Below are 19,553 nucleotides of genomic sequence, written 5' to 3'. Positions count from 1 at the left end.
GGCCCGCGCCTCCCGGCGCGGGCCCGTCGCTCCTGAGGGGGCTCAGGACACGCTGACCGCACTCCACGCGGAGGCGACGGCGCTGCTCTGGGCGCTGGTCGCGCCGTAGAGGTCCCGGGCCGCGTTCAGCGTCGCGGTCCGGGCACCGGAGTAGTTCGTGCTCGACGTCATGTAGACGGTGAGCGCCCGGTACCAGATCCGGGCGGCGGCGTCGCGGCCGATCCCGGTCACGGTCGACCCGTTGCAGGTGGGGCTGTTGTAGGCGACGCCGTTGAGCGTCTTCGCCCCGGAGCCCTCGGACAGCAGGTAGAAGAAGTGGTTCCCGATCCCGCTGGAGTAGTGCACGTCGAGGTTCTTCGCGCTCGAGGACCAGCAGTTCACCGACGACCCGTCGGCCGCGGGGTTGTCCATCCGGCGGAAGCCGAGGTGCTTCTTCTTGTCGAACTGCTCGCCGATCAGGTAGTCGCCCGGGTCGCTGGCGTTGCCGGCGAAGAACTCGACCATCGTGCCGAAGATGTCCGAGGTCGACTCGTTCAGGCCGCCGGACTCACCGGAGTAGCTCAGCCCCGCGGTGTTCTCGGTGACGCCGTGGCTCATCTCGTGGCCGGCGACGTCCAGCGAGGTGAGCGGGCCGTAGTTCGTGCCGTCGCCGTCCCCGTAGGTCATCTTGGTGCCGTCCCAGAAGGCGTTGTTGTAGCCGGAGCCGTAGTGCACCCGGTTGTAGGAGCCGGTGCCGTTGCCGAAGATGCCGTTGCGGCCGAAGGTCGTCTTGTAGAAGTCCCAGGTCATGTTCGTGCCGTACTGCGCGTCGACGGCCGCCGACTCCCGCGAGCTCGTGGTGCCGTTGCCGAACAGGTTGTCCGGGCTGGTGAACAGCGTCCCGGTCTTGCAGCCGAAGCCGAGCAGGCTGCACAGCTGGCTGTCCTGGGCGTTGCCCATGTCGGTCGTGTACGTCCCGCCCCGGGTCGCGTCCTTGAGCTGGTACGTCGAGCCCGAGAGCGTCAGCTGCAGCGGCACCGTGCCGCCGTACAGGGACTGGCCGGAGCCGTCCGCGGTCTGGATCTCCTGCTCGGTCCGGATCAGCGCACCGGTCCGGGCGTCGACGTACGACGCGAGCCGGCTGGGGGTCCCGTCGGACTGCACGCCGCTGCTCAGCACCCGCCACGCCAGCCGGGGCTGCGCGGCGGTGGCGTCCACGACGAGGGCCGCACCCTCTGCCCGCTGACCACGGATCTTCCGGGTCACCGCGCTGGGGACCAGCGCACGGGTCTCGGCCGTCGTCCGCGCCACCGCCGGGGTGGTCGCCAGCGCGAGGTCCGACGCCAGCGTCTGGCTGGTGCCCTTCCAGGCGTCCGAGCGACTGGTGTGCACGACCAGGTCACCACCGACGACCTCGAGGCCGCGGTAGGTCCGGTGCAGCCGCACGTGGGCGGTGCCGTCGGGGTCGACCAGAGTGCCGGTCGCGACCAGGGACTGGTGGTCCCCGAACTTCGTGGTGCCGGCGTGCTGCTCGGCCGCGGCGATCGCGGCCTCCGCGCGGGAGTGGTGGTCCGCGCTCGCGGCCGGGGCCTGGGTGAGGCCGGTGACGACCGCGACCGGCACGGCCACGAGGGCCAGGCCGGTCAGGCGTGCGGGGTTGCGCATGGGAGGGGTTCCTTCCGGGAGGGGTGCCGAGGCGCCGCACGGCGCCTCGAGGTCACCCTCCCCCGGCCGGTACCCGGCGGGAATCCGTCAATCCCTGAATTGCAGAAACGTGCAGGGGGGATCCGTTCCGTTTCAATCAGTCGAGCGCGAGGAAGGTCTCGAGCCCGACGGTGAGCCCGGGGGCTCCACCGATCCGGCGCAGGCCGAGCAGCACGCCCGGCATGAACGAGATCCGGTCGAGCGAGTCGTGCCGGATGGTCAGGGTCTCCCCCGGGCCGCCGAGGACGACCTCCTGGTGGGCGACCAGCCCGCGGATCCGCATCCCGTGCACCCGGATCCCGTCGACGTCGGCGCCACGGGCACCGTCGAGACCGGTCGAGGTGGCGTCGGGGGGTGCCGGCAGGCCGGCTTCGCGGCGGGCCGCGGCGATCTGCTCCGCCGTACGCCGCGCGGTGCCGGACGGCGCGTCCGCCTTGTCCGGGTGGTGCAGCTCCATGATCTCGACGGACTCGAAGTAGCGCGCGGCCTGCGCCGAGAACCGCATCATCAGGATCGCGCCGATGGAGAAGTTGGGCGCGATCAGGACGCCGGTGGCCGGGCTGGCGGCGAGCTGCGCGCGCAGCGTCGCGAGCCGGTCGTCGTCGAACCCGGTGGTGCCGACGACGGCGTGGATGCCGTGCTCGATGCAGAACTCCAGGTTCCCCATCACCGCGTCGGGGTGGGTGAAGTCGACGATCGCCTCGGCGCCGGCCGCGACCAGGTCCTCCAGGGAGTCGCCGACGTCCAGGGACGCCACCAGGCTCATGTCCTCGGCGGCGTCCACCGCCGCGCACACCTCGCGCCCGACCTTGCCCCGGGCGCCCAGCACCCCGACCTTGAGTTCACTCACGCGGCAAGCCTAGTGACGTCGGGTCCGCACCATGGGCTCGGCCAGCGTCGCGAGACGTGGCGCATGGCAAGGCGAAGGAGGGAAGGCGTCCTTCAGCGGAGCGCAGCGGAGCGGACGTCGACCGACGACAACGCAGCCAGGGGCCGCGTGTCGCGGCGCTGGTCAGCTCATGCCGCCGTCGTGGGCTAGTACGCAGCCCGTGATCATCCTTGCTTCGGCCGAGGCGAGGTAGACGATCGAAGAGCCGAGCTCGCGCGGGGAGATCGCCTTGCCGGGGAGCATCATCATCAGCCGGTCGGCGACCCGGGGGTCGAGGTCCGGCGGGAACATCTCGGCGACCTGGGAGACGATCGGGGTGTCCACGGTGCCCGGGCAGACCGCGTTGACGCGGATGTTCTCCGGGGAGAGCTCCAGGGCGAGCGAGCGGGTGAGCTGGGTGAGCCCGCCCTTGGCCGCCGAGTACGCCGTCGTGTAGGCCTGCGGCACCCGGCCGGCGACCGAGGAGACGTTGACGATGTTGCCGCCGCAGGCGCGCAGGTAGGGCAGCGCGGCCTGCATCGTCATGAACGGGCCCTTGAGGTCGACGGTGTGGACCCGGTCCCACTCGGCGTCGGTGATCTGGTCGAAGCGGCCGAACTGGACGACGCCGGCGACGTTCGCGAGCACGTCGATCCGGCCGTGCGCCTCGCCGGCGGTCTTGATCGCGGCCTCCACCGAGGCGCGGTCGCCGACGTTGCACTCCAGGTAGGTGACACCCTCGGGCACGGTCGGGGCGATGTCGAGGCCGAAGACGGTGTCGCCGAGGTCGCGGAACAGCTCGGCGGTGGCGTGGCCGATTCCGGAGGCCGCTCCGGTGATGACGATGACGCGCTGGGACATGCGAGAAGCCTCCTGGCCGACGGGTGAGCGTTGGCCGGAGGCTATCGCGAATCTAGAACCTGTTCTACCTTCGACAGGCTCAGGTACCGAACGGACTAGTTCTCCGGGCCGACGACGGCGAGCGTCTCCGGACGGTTGAACAGGTCGGCGGCGAGCGTGTGCACGTCCTCGAGGGTGACCGCGTCCAGGCGGGCCAGCACCTCGTCGAGCGAGAGCAGCCGGTCCTGGAAGAGCTCCACCTCGCCGAGCCGGGTCATCCGGGAGCCGGTGTCCTCCAGGCTCAGCACCAGGCCGCCGCGCATCTGGCCGCGGCCCCGCTCCAGCTCGTCCTGGGTCAGCCCCGAGGAGACGACGCGGGCGAGCTCGTCGCGGACCACCTCGAGCACCTCACCCGACTTCGTCGGCAGCGAGCCGACGGAGACGCCGACCATGCCGGCGTCGGAGTAGCTGGTCGCGAACGAGTACACCGAGTACGCCAGCCCGCGGCGCTCCCGGACCTCCTGGAACAGCCGGGAGGAGGACCCGCCGCCGAAGGCCGCGTTCAGCACCCCGAGCGCGTAGCGCCGCTGGTCCGAACGGGTCAGGCCGCGCATGCCGAGGACCAGGTTGACCTGCTCGAACGGGCGGGTCGTGCGGATGTCGCCGGGCTTCGTCGCCCGCGGGCTCGTGGCCAGGCGGGGCGGCAGCGGGACCGCGTCCACGTCGGCCAGGAAGTCGTTGCGCGCGAACGCCTTCTTCACCAGCCGGACCACGTCGGCGTGCTGCACGTTGCCGGCCACGGCCACGGTCATCGCCGGGGCGGTGTAGCGGCCCCGGTAGTACCGGTTGACCTGGGCGCGGGTGAGCGCCCGGATCGACTCCGCGGTGCCCGCGATCGGGCGTGCCAGCGGCGAACCGGCCCAGGCGTGCGCGGCGAAGAGGTTGTGCACCACGTCGTCGGGGTCGTCGTCGTGCATCGCGATCTCGTCGAGGATGACCTCGCGCTCGGCCTCGACGTCCTCGGGAGTGATCAGCGACGCGGTCAGCATGTCGCCGAGGACGTCGACCGCCATCGGCAGGTCCTCGTCGAGCACCCGCGCGTGGTAGCAGGTGTACTCGCGCGCGGTGTAGGCGTTGAACTCACCGCCGACGGCGTCCAGCGCCGAGGAGATGTCCATCGCCGAGCGCGTCGGGGTGCCCTTGAAGAGCAGGTGCTCCAGGAAGTGGGAGGCGCCGTTCAGCGTCGGCGCCTCGTCCCGGGAACCGACCCCGACGAAGACCCCGATGGCCGCGGAGCGGACACCGGGGACGTGCTCGGTCACGACCCGCAGCCCCCCGCGAAGGACGGTCCTGCGGACCCCTTCGATGAGGGTGCGGGTCGTGCCGGGCTTCTGTTCTGCGGCGAGGGTCACGCCTCAGCGGACTCCGTCGACTCCTCGGAGGCGCCGTCCTCGGCACCCTCCTCGCCGTCGACGACCGGGACCAGCGACAGCTTGCCACGGTCGTCGATCTCGGCGATCTGGACCTGGATCTTCTGGCCGACCGAGACGACGTCCTCGACGTTGTCGACGCGCTTGCCGCCGGCCAGGCCGCGCAGCTTGCTGATGTGCAGCAGGCCGTCCTTGCCCGGCATCAGCGAGACGAACGCACCGAAGTTGGTCGTCTTCACCACCGTGCCCAGGTAGCGCTCACCGATCTCCGGCATCGTCGGGTTCGCGATCGCGTTGACCGCGGCACGCGCGGCCTCGGCCGCCTCGCCGTTGGTCGCACCAATGTAGACGGTGCCGTCGTCCTCGATCGAGATCGAGGCGCCGGTGTCCTCCTGGATCTGGTTGATCACCTTGCCCTTGGGGCCGATGACCTCGCCGATCTTGTCGACGGGGACCTTCACGGTGATGATCCGCGGCGCGTAGATCGACATCTCCTCGGGGCCGTCGATGGCCTCGGCCATGACCTCGAGGATGCTCAGGCGCGCGTCGCGGGCCTGGGTCAGCGCACCGGCGAGCACGTCGGCCGGGATGCCGTCGAGCTTGGTGTCGAGCTGCAGGGCGGTGACGAACTCCTTGGTGCCGGCGACCTTGAAGTCCATGTCGCCGAACGCGTCCTCGGCACCGAGGATGTCGGTGAGCGCGACGTACTCGGTCTTGCCGTCGACCTCGTCGGAGATGAGGCCCATGGCGATACCGGCGACCGCCGCCTTCAGCGGGACACCCGCCTGGAGGAGCGACAGCGTCGAGGCGCAGACCGAGCCCATCGAGGTCGAGCCGTTGGAGCCCATCGCCTCGGAGAGCTGGCGGATCGCGTAGGGGAACTCCTCGCGCGAGGGCAGCACCGGCAGGATCGCCCGGCGCGCGAGCGCACCGTGGCCGACCTCGCGGCGCTTCGGCGAGCCGACCCGGCCGGTCTCACCGGTGGAGAACGGCGGGAAGATGTACTTGTGCATGTACCGGCGGTACTTCTCCGGGGAGAGACCGTCGAGCTGCTGCTCGAGCTTGAGCATGTCCAGCGTGGTGACACCGAGGATCTGGGTCTCGCCGCGCTCGAACAGCGCCGAGCCGTGCACCCGGGGCAGGACCTCGACCTCGGCCGAGAGGGCCCGGATGTCGGTCAGGCCGCGGCCGTCGATGCGGACCTTGTCGCGGAGCACCCGCTGGCGGACCAGCGACTTGTTCAGCGAGCGGAACGCCGCGCCGATCTCCTTCTCGCGACCCTCGAACTGCGCGCCGAGCTTCTCGAGCACGCCCGCCTTGATGTCGTCGAGCTTGTCCTCGCGCTCCTGCTTGCCGGCGATGGTCAGCGCGGCAGCGGTCTCGTCCTTCGCGGCGGCCTCGACGGCGGCGTACACGTCGTCCTCGTAGTCGAGGAAGATCGGGAACTCCTGGACCGGCTTGGCGGCCTGCTTGGCGAGTTCGGCCTGCGCGTCGCAGAGCTGCTTGATGAACGGCTTGGCGGCCTCGAGACCGCCGGCCACGACCTCCTCGGTCGGCGCGGTGGCGCCGCCGTGGATGAGCTCGATGGTCTGCTCGGTGGCCTCGGCCTCGACCATCATGATCGCGACGTCACCGGTGTCGGTGACCCGACCGGCGACGACCATGTCGAAGACGGCCTTCTCGGTCTGGCTGTGCGACGGGAAGGCGACCCACTGGCCCTCGATGAGGGCGACGCGGGTGGCGCCGACCGGGCCGGAGAACGGCAGGCCGGAGAGCTGGGTGGACGCGGACGCGGCGTTGATCGCGAGCACGTCGTACTGGGCGTCGGGGTTGAGCGCCATCACGGTGATGACGACCTGGACCTCGTTGCGCAGACCCTTCTTGAAGGTCGGGCGCAGCGGGCGGTCGATCAGGCGGCAGGCCAGGATCGCGTCCTCACCGGGACGACCCTCGCTGCGGAAGAACGAGCCGGGGATCCGGCCCGCGGCGTACATCCGCTCCTCGACGTCGATCGTCAGCGGGAAGAAGTCGAAGTGGTCCTTCGGCTGCTTGCCGGCCGTGGTGGCCGAGAGCAGCATGGTGTCCTCGTCCAGGTACGCCGTCACGGAGCCGGCGGCCTGACGGGCGAGCAGGCCGGTCTCGAACTTGACGGTCCGGGTGCCGAACTTGCCGTTGTCGATCACGGTCTCGACGGTGGAAACAACAGGGCCCTCGTTCAAGGGAGTCCCTTTCTCTTCGCGGAGCGATCCGCGAGCCCAAGCGGGCAAGCCCGGCGCCTCGTGTTCGAGGCGGGAATGGCCGGTCTTCGATCGAGGCCCGCGGAACTCCTGCTCCGAAGGCCACTACCGAGGACCGGGCCGGCGATCGCGGGCCGCTCCTGGTGATGGTGGTGTTCAGTTGTGCGGTTCTGGGCGGGCCCGACGGGCCGCGATCCAGAACTTAAAGCACGCGGCGGCCCGCCTGGAAGGCGAACCGCCGCGTGGAGGTCATCGACGCAGACCGAGGCGCTGCACGATCGAGCGGTACCGCTCGATCTCGGTCTTCTCGAGGTAGTTGAGAAGACGGCGGCGCTGGCCGACGAGGAGCAGCAGCCCCCGACGGCTGTGGTGGTCGTGCTTGTGGGTCTTGAGGTGCTCGGTGAGGTGGGCGATGCGGTGCGACAGCAGCGCGATCTGCACCTCCGGGGAGCCGGTGTCGCCCTCAACGGTGGCGTACTCGGCGATGATCTTCTTCTTGGTCTCCGCGTCGGTACCGATGGACACGTGAGCTCCCTTCCTTGTTTCGCAGCGCGGCGCGCCGGGGCATGTTCCTCCGGGCACTGGAATCCGCGGCCGATAGACGGCAACGCTCAAGGTTAACAGCGCCGCGCGAGATGCCGAAATCGAGCGTTCCCGCAGGTCAGCGGGCCTGCTTCTGGACACCGGTGGCGATCCCGGGCAGCGAGGCCGCGGGCACCGACGCGAGCGGGAACGGGCCGACGGCCGGCTTGTCGGCCTCCGAGAACGCGGTCGGCGAGAGGGCCTCGCCGTGCTGGACCCTGCTCGGCAGCGGGAAGACGTTGTAGAGCTGGGCCGCGCCGTTGGTCCACGGGTAGAAGATCCGCGGCAGCTCCTCGCCCGTGACCGGGTCGACCTGCGCCGAGCCCGCGACGACGGACCCGTCGTCGGCCAGCTCCGGAGAGCCGTACTCGGGCTGGGTGATCACGTTCAGGGGCTTGCCGGTCTGGTCGAAGAGCTGGACTCCGGCGAGCGGGTGGCCCTGGGCGTCGTACGGGAAGACGTTGGAGACCCACTTGCCGTTGCTGTAGATCCCGGCCTTCTCCCCCGTCTCCGTCACGCCCGGCGTCTCCGCCTGTGCCTGCTGGTAGCCGCGGTCGTACCCGGCCCAGTACCGGCCGTCGTTGTTCGCGCCGTCGAGCACGGCCACGGCGCCGGCCACGGCCACCAGGTTCAGCGCGAGCAGGAGCAGCCGGGCCAGCAGGCCCCGCTTCCCGCCGGGCCACACCCGGCCGACCCCGACTCCGACGCTGCCGGCGACGGCAGCGAGCAGGAGCAGCCAGCCGAGGCCGCGCAGGTTCGGGACGACCTGGAACCGGGTCCCCCCGTTGCCGAGGAGGACGGGCACCAGCTCGACCGCGACCCAGGCGCGGACGACCCACCAGAGCGGGCGCAGCCAGGCGAGCACCGGCCCGGCATCGCCGGGCAGCCGCCCGACCAGGGCGTCGTAGCGCGCGTGGCAGGCGTCGAGGAAGGCCGTGGTCGCCGCGCGCACCGAGCGCTTGCGCCCGGCGGGGGCGGCGTCGGCCACCAGTCCGGCCGCGGAGCGCAGCTCGGCCGCGTACGCCGCCGGGTCGCCGAGCGCTCCGGGGCCCTGCTCGGCGACCAGCTCGCCGAGGTCGGCCTCCAGGCCGTCGAGGATCTCGCGCTGCTCGTCGGCGTCGAGGTCGGCCAGGTGGCCGCGCACGGCGGCGACGAACGCCTGGACCTCGGGAACGATGACCGTCGTGTTCATGCGGTGACCCCTTCCAGGCTCTGCTTGTCGAGAAGCGTGGTGACGGTGGTGGAGAAGGTGCGCCAGTCGTCGGCCTGGCGCTCGAGCTGGGACCTGCCGGTCGGCGTGATCCCGTAGTACTTCCGGTGCGGGCCGGACTCGCTCGGCACGACGTACGACGTCAGCGCGCCGGCCGAGTACAGCCGGCGCAGCGTGCCGTAGACCGAGGCGTCCCCGACGTCGGAGAGTCCCCCGTCGCGCAGGCGCCGGACGATGTCGTAGCCGTAGCCGTCCTCGCCGTCGACCACGGCGAGCACCGCCAGGTCCAGCACGCCCTTGAGGAGCTGGGTGGTATCCATGCACGGGACAGTACTACGCATTCCGCAGTACTGCGGACCACGCTCCAGCATTCGGCGTGTCGTCCTCACCCCTCCGGGCCGATGCGGCGATGCGCTGCGCCGACGGACGATGGACCGTCTCCGAGCGGCGCCCCACCTGCGCCACTCGGAGATCCACCTGGGGGAAAACACCATGAACAGACGCAACGCGGCACTCGTCCTGACCGGACTGCTCGGCCTGATCTCGGCCCAGCTCGCCCTCGGCGCACCCACGGCCACGGCCGCGGCACCGACGGTCGTCTCGATCACCTTCGACGACACCTACGCCGACACGATCCCGGCGCTCGACCTGATGAAGGCACGCGGCATCAAGGCCACGATGTACGTCAACAGCCAGCGGGTCGGCTTCAACGCGGCGTACATGAGCCGCGCCCAGCTCAAGTCGTACGCCGACGCCGGCTTCGAGATCGGCGGGCACACCCTCAACCACGAGGACCTCACCACGCTCACGCCGCAGGCGGCCAAGGACAACATCTGCGCCGACCGGACCAACCTGATCAACCTCGGCTACCGGGTCACTTCGTTCGCCTACCCGTTCGGGGCCAACGACCCGACCATCCAGCAGGCCGTCCGGGACTGCGGCTACAACTCGGCCCGGATCACCAGCGACCTCAAGTCGCCGACCAGCTGCCTGCGCTGCCCGACCGCCGAGTCGATCCCACCGGCCAACCCGTACGAGATCCGGACGCCCGCGACGATCCGGCCGGCGTACTCCCTGGACCAGATCAAGGCGATGGTCACCCAGGCCGAGGACGACCAGGGCGGCTGGGTCCCGCTGGTCTTCCACCACATCAGCGACGACCCCGCGGACAGCAACTCGATCCCGCTGGGCACCTTCACCGCGCTCCTCGACTGGCTGCAGACCCGGCCGGCCAGCACGACGATCAGGACCGTCGACCAGGTCGTCGGCGGCGCCGTCCAGCCGCCGCCGTACGGGGACGACCCGGTCCCGGACCCGGACACCGTCTACATCGGCGCCCGCACGCACCACATCGACGGCATCAACGCCTACCGGGCGGCCAACTTCATGGTGCTGTTCACCCGGGTCAAGGGCGCCACCACGGGGACGAACGCGTACGGCACCGAGGTGGCGATCGTGAACGGCAAGGTGACCGCCGTCCAGAACGGGGTCGGCAACATGGCGATCCCCAGCGGCGGCGTCGTCCTCTCCGGCCACGGCGAGTCGGCTACCTGGCTGCGCACCTACGCGCCGGTCGGCGCCAGCGTGAACATCCCGAACATGGGCGATCCGCCCCCGCCGCCCCCGCCGCCCCCGCCGCCGCCGCCGTACCCGACGACGAAGGTCACGATCAGCGGTCAGACCCTCGCGGTCGACGGGGTCGACGCGGTCCGGCGCACCAACAACCTGATCGTGTACACCCCCGCTACCGGGGCGAGCACCGGGACCAACGAGTTCGGCTACGAGGCGGCGGTGGTGAACGGCGTGGTCACCCAGGTCGCGAACGGGGTCGGCAACATGGCCGTTCCGGCGAACGGCTACGTCCTGTCCGGCCACGGGACGGCCCGGACCTTCCTGCGCACCTACGCCGTGGTGGGCGCGGCGGTTTCCTGACCGCGGCGGCGAAACCCTGGCGTGCCGGGGACCGTGGTGCGAGCATCGCACCATGGCCCCCCTCCCCCCGCTCCCGCTGCTCAACCTCGGCGGCGGACCCGTCGCCGCCGACTTCACCGGTACCCGGCTCGGCGTCTGCAACCTGTGCGAGGCCATCTGCGGCCTCGAGCTGACCCTGGAGAACGGCGCCGTGACCTCGATCCGGGGCAACGACGCCGACCCGCTCTCCCGCGGCCACATCTGCCCGAAGGGCGTGGCCCTGGCCGACGTGTACACCGACCCCGACCGGCTCCGCCGCCCCGTACGCCGGACCGGCACCGGCGCGGACGCGACCTGGACCGAGATCGGCTGGGACGAGGCCCTCGACCTGGTCGCCGACGGCATCGCCGCCGCGGTCAACGAGCACGGCAAGAACGCCCTCGGCACCTACGTCGGCAACCCGAACGCGCACTCCCTCGGCGCGATGACGCACGGGTTCGAGCTGATCAAGACGTTCAAGACCCGCAACAAGTTCTCCGCGTCCTCGGTCGACCAGATCCCACACATGTACGTCGGCATGCTGCAGTTCGGCCACCAGCTGCTGCTGCCGGTGCCCGACCTCGACCGGACCAGCTACCTGCTCGTCCTCGGCGCCAACCCGATGGCCTCCAACGGCTCGCTCTGGACCGTCCCGGACTTCCCGCAGCGGGTCCGCGAGCTCAAGGCCCGCGGCGGCAAGCTTGTCGTCCTCGACCCGCGGCGCACCGAGACCGCGAAGGTCGCCACCGAGCACCACTTCGTCCGGCCGGCCAGCGACGCCGTCGTGCTGCTCGCGATGGTGCACACGCTGTTCGCCGAGGGCCTGACCCGGCCGGCGGCGTACCTGCGCAACAGCGACGTCCTGGAAGCCGCGATCAGCGACCTCACCCCCGAGTACGCCGAGCAGGTCAGCGGCGTGCCGGCCGACGAGATCCGGCGGATCACCCGGGAGTTCGCGGCCGCCGACGGGGCCGCGGCGTACGGGCGGATGGGGCTGTCGACCCAGGGCTTCGGGTCGCTGTGCCAGTGGGCGATCAACCTGCTCAACATGCTCACCGGCAACCTCGACCGCCCCGGCGGCGTGCTCTTCCCGGAGCCGGCGATCGACGCGGCCAAGAACGGGCTGCTCGGTCCCGGCCACTTCGACGTCTGGCGCAGCCGGGTCCGCGGTATGCCGGAGTTCGGCGGCGAGCTGCCGGTCTCCTGCTTCTCCGAGGAGATCGAGACGCCCGGCGAGGGCCAGATCAGGGCGGTGCTCACCATCGCCGGCAACCCGGTGCTGTCCACCCCGGACGGCCGCCGGCTCGGCGAGGCGCTCTCCGGGCTCGACTTCATGGCGAGCGTGGACATCTACCTCAACGAGACCACCCGGCACGCCGACGTGATCCTGCCGCCGACCACGGCGCTGGAGCGGGACCACTACGACCTGGTCTTCCACATGCTCAGCGTGCGCAACACCGCCCGGTTCACCCCGGCGGTGCTCGCCAGGGCGGACGACGCGCTGCACGACTGGGAGATCTTCCGCGAGCTCGCGCTGCGCGTCGAGAAGCGGATCGCGAACAAGAAGCCGCTCCTGGCGCGGGTGCTGCACCGGACCCGGCTCACCATGAGCCCGACCGCGATCGTGGCGCTGCTGCTCACCACGGGCCGCAAGACCTCGATGCGCCAGCTGCGGAAGAACCCAGCCGGCGTCGACCTCGGGCCGCTGCGGCCCACGCTCCCCGGCCGGCTCGCGACGAAGGACAAGACCATCGACCTGGCCCCGGCGCCGCTCGTCGCGGACCTCGACCGGCTGCGCACCTCGCTCCCGGTCCCCGGTCCCGGCGAGCTCGTGCTGATCGGGCGCCGGCACAAGCAGGACTGCAACTCCTGGTTGCACAACTCCGAGCGGCTGACCCGCGGCAAGCCGCGCCACCACCTGCTGATGAACCCCGGCGACCTGGCCGAACGCGGGCTCGAGGACGGTGCCGTGGTCCGGGTCAGCTCCCGGGTCGGCTCCGTCGAGGTCGAGGTGGCCGCGTCGGACGACATGATGCCCGGCGTCGTCTCGCTGCCGCACGGCTACGGCCACCAGGTCGAGGGCACCCGGCTGGCCCACGCCAGCACGGTGCCGGGAGTCTCGATCAACGACCTCACCGACCCGGACCGGCTCGACGTCAGCGGCAACGCCGCGTTGAGCGGGGTGCCGGTCACCGTCGAGGCGTTGGTCCCGGCCGTCGCCTAGATGTACTCGGCAGGGACGTTGGTGACGCGGCCCTTGTGAAACGGGAGGACCTCCCGGCTTAGTGGAGATGTCTGACGTCTCTACATCGCAAGGAGGCCCTCGTGTCCCACGCTAATGCCCGTTTGAATGTCCACGGTCGCCGATTGCTCGTCACCCGAGTCATCGAGGATGGCCGGCCGGCTTCCCACGTTGCCAAGGAACTCGGCGTATCCCGGCAGTGCGCGCACCGTTGGGTCAAGAGGTTCCGCCTTGAGGGCGACGCTGGCCTGGTCGATCGCTCATCGCGCCCACACTCCTGCCCGCGCCGAACCTCGCGGGAGGTCGAGCAGCGGGTACTGCAGCTGCGCCAGACAGAACGCCGCGGCCAAGACTGGCTCGGCCCGGAGCTGGGGCTGGCACCGCGCACAGTCTCGGCGATCCTGTGGCGCCACCGGGTCCCGCTGCTGCGCGAGTGCGATCCGTTGACCGGTGAAGTCATTCGAGCCTCGAAGAGCACCGCACTCCGTTACGAGCATCCCTATCCCGGCTCCTTGGCCCACATGGACGTGAAGAAGATCGGCAAGATCCCCGACGGGGGTGGCTGGAAAGCCCATGGCCGCCAGATGGGCAGCACCGCGGCGAAGAAGAAGGCCCGGATCGGGTTCGACTACGTGCACTCACTCGTTGACGACCACTCCCGCCTGGCCTACTCCGAGATCTTCCCGGACGAGAAGGGCCCGACCTGCGCGGCCTTCCTGCTCCGTGCCGCCGCCTACTTCGAGACCTTCGGCATCACCCACATCGAGCGCGTGATGACCGACAACCACTTCAGCTACAAACGCTCAAACGACGTCGCCGCCGCGATGTCAGCACTCGGCGCCAAGCATGTGTTCATCCGTCCCCACTGCCCCTGGCAGAACGGGAAGGTCGAGCGCTACAACCGCACCATCCAGATCGAGTGGGCCTACCGCCAGGTCTTCCTCACCAACACAGCTCGCAGCGCCGCACTGGCACCGTGGCTGGAGTTCTACAACACTGGACGACGCCACTCAGCCCTCGGAGGCCAACCGCCGATCAGCCGACTGTCATGAACGTGTCAGCCGAGTACACCTAGAGCCAGGCGACCAGGACGACGAGCACGGCGAGCTCGACGAGCTCGGAGCAGGCGCCCATCACGTCGCCGGTGACACCGCCGAGGCGGGCGCGCGCGGTCAGCCCGACGAGCTGGACGACCACGATCGTCGCGACCATGGCAGCACTCCAGCCCGCTGGGGTCCCGTCCGTCATCCCGAGCCCAGCCAGGGCGAGGAACGAGATCAGCACGCCCAGCGAACCCGCGGCGATCGCGCGCGAGTGACTCGGGTGCGCGTTCAGCGCCTCGCCCGCACCCGGGCGGTCAGACGCATAGGGCAGCCAGGCCGCCAGCACCGGGCCTGCCGTCCGGGACAGCGCCCCGGCCGCGACGGTGAACGCCAGGGCCTCGCGCGTCCCGGCCACCGCCGAGAGCGCGGCCACGCGAATCATCAGATCCAGCAGCAGGGCGGCGCCGCCGTAGGTGCCGTTCGTGTGGTCGCGCATCACCCGGAGCCGGTCCTCCGGCGTACGGGCGCCGAACCCGTCCGCGCAGTCCGCGAGGCCGTCCAGGTGCAGCGCTCCGGTCAGCGCGACCCCGACGGCGACCCCGAGCACGGCGGCGAGCAGGGCGGGCAGGTGGTCACCGAGGAGCCAGACGGTGCCGCCGGAGGCGGCGCCGATCGCGGCCCCGACCACCGGGAAGAGCATCGATCCGCGGGCGACGTCGGTCCCGTCCAGGGCGACCTTGCGCCCGAGCGGGAGCACGGTCAGGAAGGTGATCGCGGCAAGAGCCGCGCGTGCTGCCCGCCTCAAACCCCCAGGACCTCGCGGGTCTTCACGACGTCGCCCTTCATCGTCTCGATGAGCGCGTCGACCCCCTCGAAGGCGACCATGCCGCGGAGCCGGGCGACGAACGAGATCTCGACCGGGACGCCGTACAGCTCCAGGTCGGTGCGGTCCAGGACGTAGGCCTCGACGCGGCGCTCGCGCTCGCCGTCGAAGGTCGGGTTGGTGCCCACCGAGATCGCGGCCGGCAGCGGCGCCGAGCCGGGGTCGTCGAGGCGGCGCAGCCAGCCGGCGTACACGCCGTCGGCGGGGGCGGCCAGGCCGTGCGTGGGCACGTTCGCGGTCGGGAAGCCGAGGTCGCGGCCGCGCTGGTCGCCCTTCACCACGTGCCCGGTGATCGCGTACGGCCGGCCGAGCGCCTCGGCCGCACCCTCGACGTCCCCGGCGAGCAGGCAGGTGCGCACGTACGTCGAGGACCAGACCTGCGGGCCGCCGTCGAGCGCGATCCCGTCGACCACGAAGTCGTGGCTCTTGCCGGACTCGGTCAGCGTGGCCACGTCACCGGCCGCACGGTTGCCGAACCGGAAGTTCGCGCCGACCACGACCGAGCGGGCGTTCAGCCCGTCGACCAGGACCCGGCTGATGAACTCCTCCGGCGACCAGGCCGCGATCTCGCGGCTGAACGGAATCACCAGGACGTCGTCGGCTCCGGCCTCGACGAGCAGGACGCAGCGCGCGTCGACGTCGGTCAGGGTCAGCGGCGCGTGGTCCGGGCGGAGCACCGCCATCGGGTGCGGGTCGAAGGTGACCGCGACCAGGCGCGCGCCGTCGTTGTCCGCGACCTCCCGGGCGCGGGCGACGACGTGCTGGTGCCCGAGGTGCACCCCGTCGAAGTTGCCGATGACCACGACGGTGCGGCCGAGATCGGCCGGCACCTGCTCCAGGGAACGCCACACTCGCACGGGCTGAGACTACTGTTCCGGGCTCCGCACCTCGACCACGGCATCGAGGTTGAGCGGGCCGTAGAGGTGCGGGAAGGTGTCGCGCGCCTCCGGAACGTGCTCGGAGCGGAGCTCGCAGGTGAGCAGTGCCGGGTCGACGACCAGCAGTACCAGCGGCTCGGTGACGTCGGCGTAGAAGCGCTCCAGCACCGAGCGCCACTGGTCCGCGCGGGAGGCGTGGATGAAACCCTCCTGCTCGAGGGTGACGCCGCGGGTGGAGACCCGGTAGTCGCCGGCGGCCTGCGCGGCCTCCCAGTCGGAGAGCAGGGCGAGGTGGTAGATGCGGTCCATCAGACGAACACCGCCACCGGCCGCGCGAGCGCGCCCCCCAGCTCGTACAGGGCCAGGAACTCGCCGTCCGGGGCGAACACGGCCACCGGCCCCTCGGCGGGCAGGTCCAGCGGGAGCTTGCGCCCGACCCGGACGAGGGCCGCCTGGGTCGCGTCCAGCTCGTACGCCGGGAAGGTGCGCCGGGCAGCCGCGGCGATCGGCAGCACCTCGGTGGACCAGAAGTCCTCGGCCTCGGCCAGCTCCTCGAGCGTGCGGGCGACGCCGAGGTCGAACTCGCCCACCGCGGTCCGCCGCAGCGCGGTCAGGTGGCCGCCGACGCCGAGGGCCGAGCCGAGGTCGCGGGCGATCGCCCGGATGTAGGTGCCGCTGGAGCAGCGCACCGTCACGTCCACGTCGATCCCGTCGGGACCCGGCGCGTACCGGTGCACGGTGATCTCGTCGATCCGCACCGTCCGGGCCGCCAGCTCGACGGTCTCGCCGGCCCGGACCCGGTCGTAGGCGCGCCGGCCGTCGACCTTGATCGCGGAGACCGCCGACGGCACCTGGTCGATCTCACCGACCATCGCCGCGAGCCCGGCGCGGACCGCGTCCTCGTCGACCCCGTCGGTCGGGCTGGTCGAGACGACCTCGCCCTCGGCGTCGTCGGTCGTGGTGGCGCTGCCGAGCCGGATCGTCGCGTCGTACGTCTTGTCGGTCAGCAGCAGGTGGCCGAGCAGCCGGGTGGCGCGCTCGACCCCGATCACCAGCACGCCGGTGGCCATCGGGTCCAGCGTGCCGGCGTGGCCGACCTTCCGGGTGCCGGCGAGGCGCCGTACCCGGGCGACGACGTCGTGCGACGTCACCCCGGCCGGCTTGTCGACGACCACCAGCCCGCCGGGTCCGGGGACCTTGCCCTTGCTCACTCGTCGTCGGAGTCGTCGAGGTCCTCGAGGTCCTCGAGGTCCTCGTCGGCCTCGCGGGGCTTCTTGTACGGGTCGGCCTCGCCGGCGTACACCGCCCCGGTCGCGACCTCGGCGACGGCGGCGTCCTGCTCGCGCACCTTCTCGAGCAGGTCGTCGATCGCCCGCGCGGTCTCCGGGAGCGCGTCGTGGATGAACTCGACGCTCGGGGCGTGCCGCATGCCGAGCTGCTTGGCGACCTCGGACCGGATCAGGCCCTTGGCCGACTCCAGCGCCGCAGCCGTCGCCGCCAGGTCCTCCGGCTCCCCGCTCTGCCCGTCGATGTTGAGCGCGGTGTAGAAGACCGTCGCCTGCTGGGTGTCACCGCTGACGCGCCCTCGATCACGGAGCGGWGGTTGCCGCGAGCCCGAGGCTCGCGGCAACCCGACGTCAGCTCCGCGGAATCTCGCGCATCTCGTAGGCCTCCACGACATCGCCTTCCTTGATGTCGTTGAAGCCCTTGATGACGAGACCGCACTCGAAGCCCTCGCGGACCTCGGAGGCGTCGTCCCGCTCGCGCTTCAGCGAGGCCAGGTCGGCGCTCTCCACGATGACCGAGCCGTCGCGGATCAGGCGGACCTTGGCGTTGCGACGGATGGTGCCGCTGGTGACCATGCAGCCCGCGATGTTGCCGATCTTCGACGAGCGGAAGATCGCGCGGATCTCCGCCTGGCCGAGCACCGACTCCTCGTACTCCGGCTTGAGCATGCCCTTGAGCGCGGCCTCGATCTCCTCGATGGCCTGGTAGATGACCGAGTAGTACCGGATCTCCACGCCCTCGCGGTCGGCCATCTCGGTCGCCTTGCCCTGCGGGCGGACGTTGAAGCCGATGATGATCGCGTCCGAGGCGGCCGCCAGGTCGACGTTGGTCTCGGTGATCGCACCGACACCGCGGTCGATGACCCGCAGGCTGACCTCGTCGCCGACGTCGATCTTCGCCAGCGCGTCCTCGAGGGCCTCGACCGAACCGGACACGTCGCCCTTGAGGATGAGGTTGAGCTCCTGGCTCTCGCCCTTCTCCATGGAGGCCATGAAGTCCTCGAGGCTGCGGCGGACGCGACGCTTCGCCTGCATCGCGGCACGCTCGCGCGCCTCGCGCTTCTCGGCGATCTGACGCGCCATCCGGTCGTCCTCGACCACGATGAAGTTCTGGCCCGCACCCGGCACGCCGGACAGACCCAGGACCATCGCCGGACGCGACGGGTCGGCTTCCTCGATGTTCTCGCCGTGCTCGTCGAGCATCGCGCGGACACGGCCGTGGGCCGGGCCGGCGACGATCGAGTCACCCACGCGGAGCGTTCCGCGCTGGACCAGGATCGTGGCGACCGGGCCGCGACCGCGGTCCAGGTGCGCCTCCACCACGAGGCCCTGAGCGTCCTGGTGCGGGTTGGCCCGCAGGTCCAGGGACGCGTCGGCGGTGAGGACGACGGCCTCGAGCAGCTTGTCGAGGTTGAGCTGGGACTTCGCGGAGACGTCGACGAACATCGCGTCGCCGCCGTACTCCTCGGGGACCAGCCCGTACTCGGTCAGCTGGCCGCGGACCTTGGTCGGGTCCGCCTCCGGCTTGTCGATCTTGTTGACCGCGACCACGATCGGGACACCGGCGGCCTTGGCGTGGTTGAGCGCCTCGACCGTCTGCGGCATCACGCCGTCGTCGGCCGCGACCACGAGGATCGCGATGTCGGTCGCCTGGGCACCACGGGCACGCATGGCGGTGAACGCCTCGTGACCCGGGGTGTCGATGAAGGTGATCCGGCGGTCGGTGCCGTCGACGTCCGCGTGGACCTGGTAGGCACCGATGTGCTGGGTGATGCCACCGGCCTCCTTGTCGACGACGTTCGCGTTGCGGAGCGCGTCGAGGAGCTTCGTCTTACCGTGGTCGACGTGACCCATGACGGTCACGACCGGCGGCCGGACGACCAGGTCGCCCTCGTCGCCCTCGTCGCTGCCGAACTCGAGGTCGAACGACTCGAGCAGCTCGCGGTCCTCGTCCTCCGGGGAGACGACCTCGACGACGTAGTTGAGCTCCTCACCGAGCAGCTCGAGGGTCGCGTCGTTGACGGACTCGGTCGCGGTGACCATCTCGCCGAGCGAGAACAGCATCTGCACCAGCGAGGCCGGGTCGACGCCGACCTTGTCGGCGAAGTCGGTCAGCGAGGAGCCGCGGGCGAGCCGGATGGTCTCGCCGTTGCCCTTGCGGACCCGCACGCCGCCAATGGTCGGCGCTTCCATCTGCTCGAACTCCTGGCGACGCGCCCGCTTCGACTTGCGACCACGACGCGACGGACCGCCCGGGCGACCGAAGGCGCCCTGGGTGCTGCCGCGCTGGCCGGGACGGCCACCGCCGCCACCGGGACGACCACCACCGGGACCGCCGCCGGGGGCGCCACCGCCACCGCCGGGTCCACCGCCGAAGCCGCCGCGGCCGGGAGCACCGGCACGCGCCGGGGCGCCGGGACG

Annotated in this window: 17 protein-coding genes; 3 read left to right on the top strand and 14 right to left on the bottom strand. The window is 71.2% G+C overall.

Features of this window, described 5'->3' with window-relative positions:
• Positions 1-42 precede the first annotated feature (42 nt).
• From AB4Y76_RS20845 to AB4Y76_RS20810, 8 genes are all read right to left on the bottom strand, one after another.
• Positions 43-1,644, bottom strand: a complete 1,602-nt coding sequence (locus AB4Y76_RS20845) for a M4 family metallopeptidase (RefSeq protein WP_441928835.1) — start codon at positions 1,642-1,644, stop codon at positions 43-45.
• A gap of 136 nt (positions 1,645-1,780) precedes the next feature.
• Positions 1,781-2,533 carry a 4-hydroxy-tetrahydrodipicolinate reductase gene (gene dapB / locus AB4Y76_RS20840; RefSeq protein WP_441928834.1) on the bottom strand — a complete coding sequence of 251 codons (753 nt, stop codon included), beginning with the start codon at positions 2,531-2,533 and terminating at the stop codon, positions 1,781-1,783.
• Between the two features lie 162 nt (positions 2,534-2,695).
• Positions 2,696-3,412 (bottom strand): SDR family NAD(P)-dependent oxidoreductase, encoded by a 717-nt coding sequence (locus AB4Y76_RS20835; RefSeq protein WP_441928832.1) that lies wholly within the window; start codon positions 3,410-3,412, stop codon positions 2,696-2,698.
• A gap of 95 nt (positions 3,413-3,507) precedes the next feature.
• Positions 3,508-4,713, bottom strand: coding sequence for a M16 family metallopeptidase (locus AB4Y76_RS20830; RefSeq protein ID WP_441928830.1), 1,206 nt, complete (start codon positions 4,711-4,713; stop codon positions 3,508-3,510).
• A gap of 86 nt (positions 4,714-4,799) precedes the next feature.
• Positions 4,800-7,040: a polyribonucleotide nucleotidyltransferase gene (locus tag AB4Y76_RS20825; RefSeq protein ID WP_441928828.1), complete on the bottom strand. Its 2,241-nt coding sequence runs from the start codon at positions 7,038-7,040 to the stop codon at positions 4,800-4,802.
• Between the two features lie 267 nt (positions 7,041-7,307).
• Positions 7,308-7,583: a 30S ribosomal protein S15 gene (rpsO, locus tag AB4Y76_RS20820; RefSeq protein WP_441928826.1), complete on the bottom strand. Its 276-nt coding sequence runs from the start codon at positions 7,581-7,583 to the stop codon at positions 7,308-7,310.
• A gap of 136 nt (positions 7,584-7,719) precedes the next feature.
• Positions 7,720-8,832 (bottom strand): hypothetical protein, encoded by a 1,113-nt coding sequence (locus tag AB4Y76_RS20815; RefSeq protein ID WP_441928824.1) that lies wholly within the window; start codon positions 8,830-8,832, stop codon positions 7,720-7,722.
• Positions 8,829-9,170: a PadR family transcriptional regulator gene (locus AB4Y76_RS20810; RefSeq protein WP_441928823.1), complete on the bottom strand. Its 342-nt coding sequence runs from the start codon at positions 9,168-9,170 to the stop codon at positions 8,829-8,831. Before AB4Y76_RS20810 ends, AB4Y76_RS20815 begins: the two co-directional genes overlap by 4 nt.
• A 172-nt stretch (positions 9,171-9,342) precedes the next feature.
• Here AB4Y76_RS20810 and AB4Y76_RS20805 point away from each other — a divergent pair, with 172 nt between their 5' ends.
• From AB4Y76_RS20805 to AB4Y76_RS20795, 3 genes are all read left to right on the top strand, one after another.
• Positions 9,343-10,782, top strand: coding sequence for a polysaccharide deacetylase family protein (locus AB4Y76_RS20805; RefSeq protein ID WP_441928821.1), 1,440 nt, complete (start codon positions 9,343-9,345; stop codon positions 10,780-10,782).
• Between the two features lie 52 nt (positions 10,783-10,834).
• Positions 10,835-13,024 carry a molybdopterin-dependent oxidoreductase gene (locus AB4Y76_RS20800; protein ID WP_441928819.1) on the top strand — a complete coding sequence of 730 codons (2,190 nt, stop codon included), beginning with the start codon at positions 10,835-10,837 and terminating at the stop codon, positions 13,022-13,024.
• A 101-nt stretch (positions 13,025-13,125) separates the two neighbouring features.
• A complete protein-coding gene (locus tag AB4Y76_RS20795; RefSeq protein WP_441928817.1) occupies positions 13,126-14,094 on the top strand; it encodes an IS481 family transposase in 969 nt (322 codons plus the stop codon).
• 19 nt (positions 14,095-14,113) lie between these two features.
• Here AB4Y76_RS20795 and cobS read toward each other — a convergent pair whose 3' ends face one another.
• The 6 genes from cobS to infB all read right to left on the bottom strand — a co-directional run.
• Positions 14,114-14,890 (bottom strand): adenosylcobinamide-GDP ribazoletransferase, encoded by a 777-nt coding sequence (cobS, locus tag AB4Y76_RS20790; RefSeq protein ID WP_441928815.1) that lies wholly within the window; start codon positions 14,888-14,890, stop codon positions 14,114-14,116.
• On the bottom strand, positions 14,887-15,825 hold the full coding sequence (locus AB4Y76_RS20785; RefSeq protein ID WP_441928813.1) for a bifunctional riboflavin kinase/FAD synthetase: 939 nt from the start codon (positions 15,823-15,825) through the stop codon (positions 14,887-14,889). The genes cobS and AB4Y76_RS20785 overlap by 4 nt, the downstream gene beginning before the upstream one ends.
• Before the next feature lie 9 nt (positions 15,826-15,834).
• Positions 15,835-16,155, bottom strand: coding sequence for a DUF952 domain-containing protein (locus tag AB4Y76_RS20780; RefSeq protein ID WP_441928811.1), 321 nt, complete (start codon positions 16,153-16,155; stop codon positions 15,835-15,837).
• The gene (gene truB / locus AB4Y76_RS20775) at positions 16,155-17,057 is read right to left on the bottom strand and encodes a tRNA pseudouridine(55) synthase TruB (RefSeq protein WP_441928810.1); all 903 of its coding nucleotides are present in this window, start codon (positions 17,055-17,057) and stop codon (positions 16,155-16,157) included. The genes AB4Y76_RS20780 and truB overlap by 1 nt, the downstream gene beginning before the upstream one ends.
• Positions 17,054-17,476 carry a ribosome-binding factor A gene (locus AB4Y76_RS20770; protein ID WP_441928808.1) on the bottom strand — a complete coding sequence of 141 codons (423 nt, stop codon included), beginning with the start codon at positions 17,474-17,476 and terminating at the stop codon, positions 17,054-17,056. The genes truB and AB4Y76_RS20770 overlap by 4 nt, the downstream gene beginning before the upstream one ends.
• A gap of 7 nt (positions 17,477-17,483) precedes the next feature.
• The coding region (infB, locus tag AB4Y76_RS20765) for a translation initiation factor IF-2 (RefSeq protein WP_441928806.1) at positions 17,484-19,553 on the bottom strand (2,070 nt) is incomplete at its 5' end.

The organism is Marmoricola sp. RAF53 (assembly GCF_052114005.1).
In the GTDB taxonomy this organism is placed as follows: domain Bacteria; phylum Actinomycetota; class Actinomycetes; order Propionibacteriales; family Nocardioidaceae; genus Marmoricola.
The sequence above is the reverse complement of the archived record's forward strand: the minus strand, read 5'-3'. Positions and strand labels throughout refer to the sequence as shown.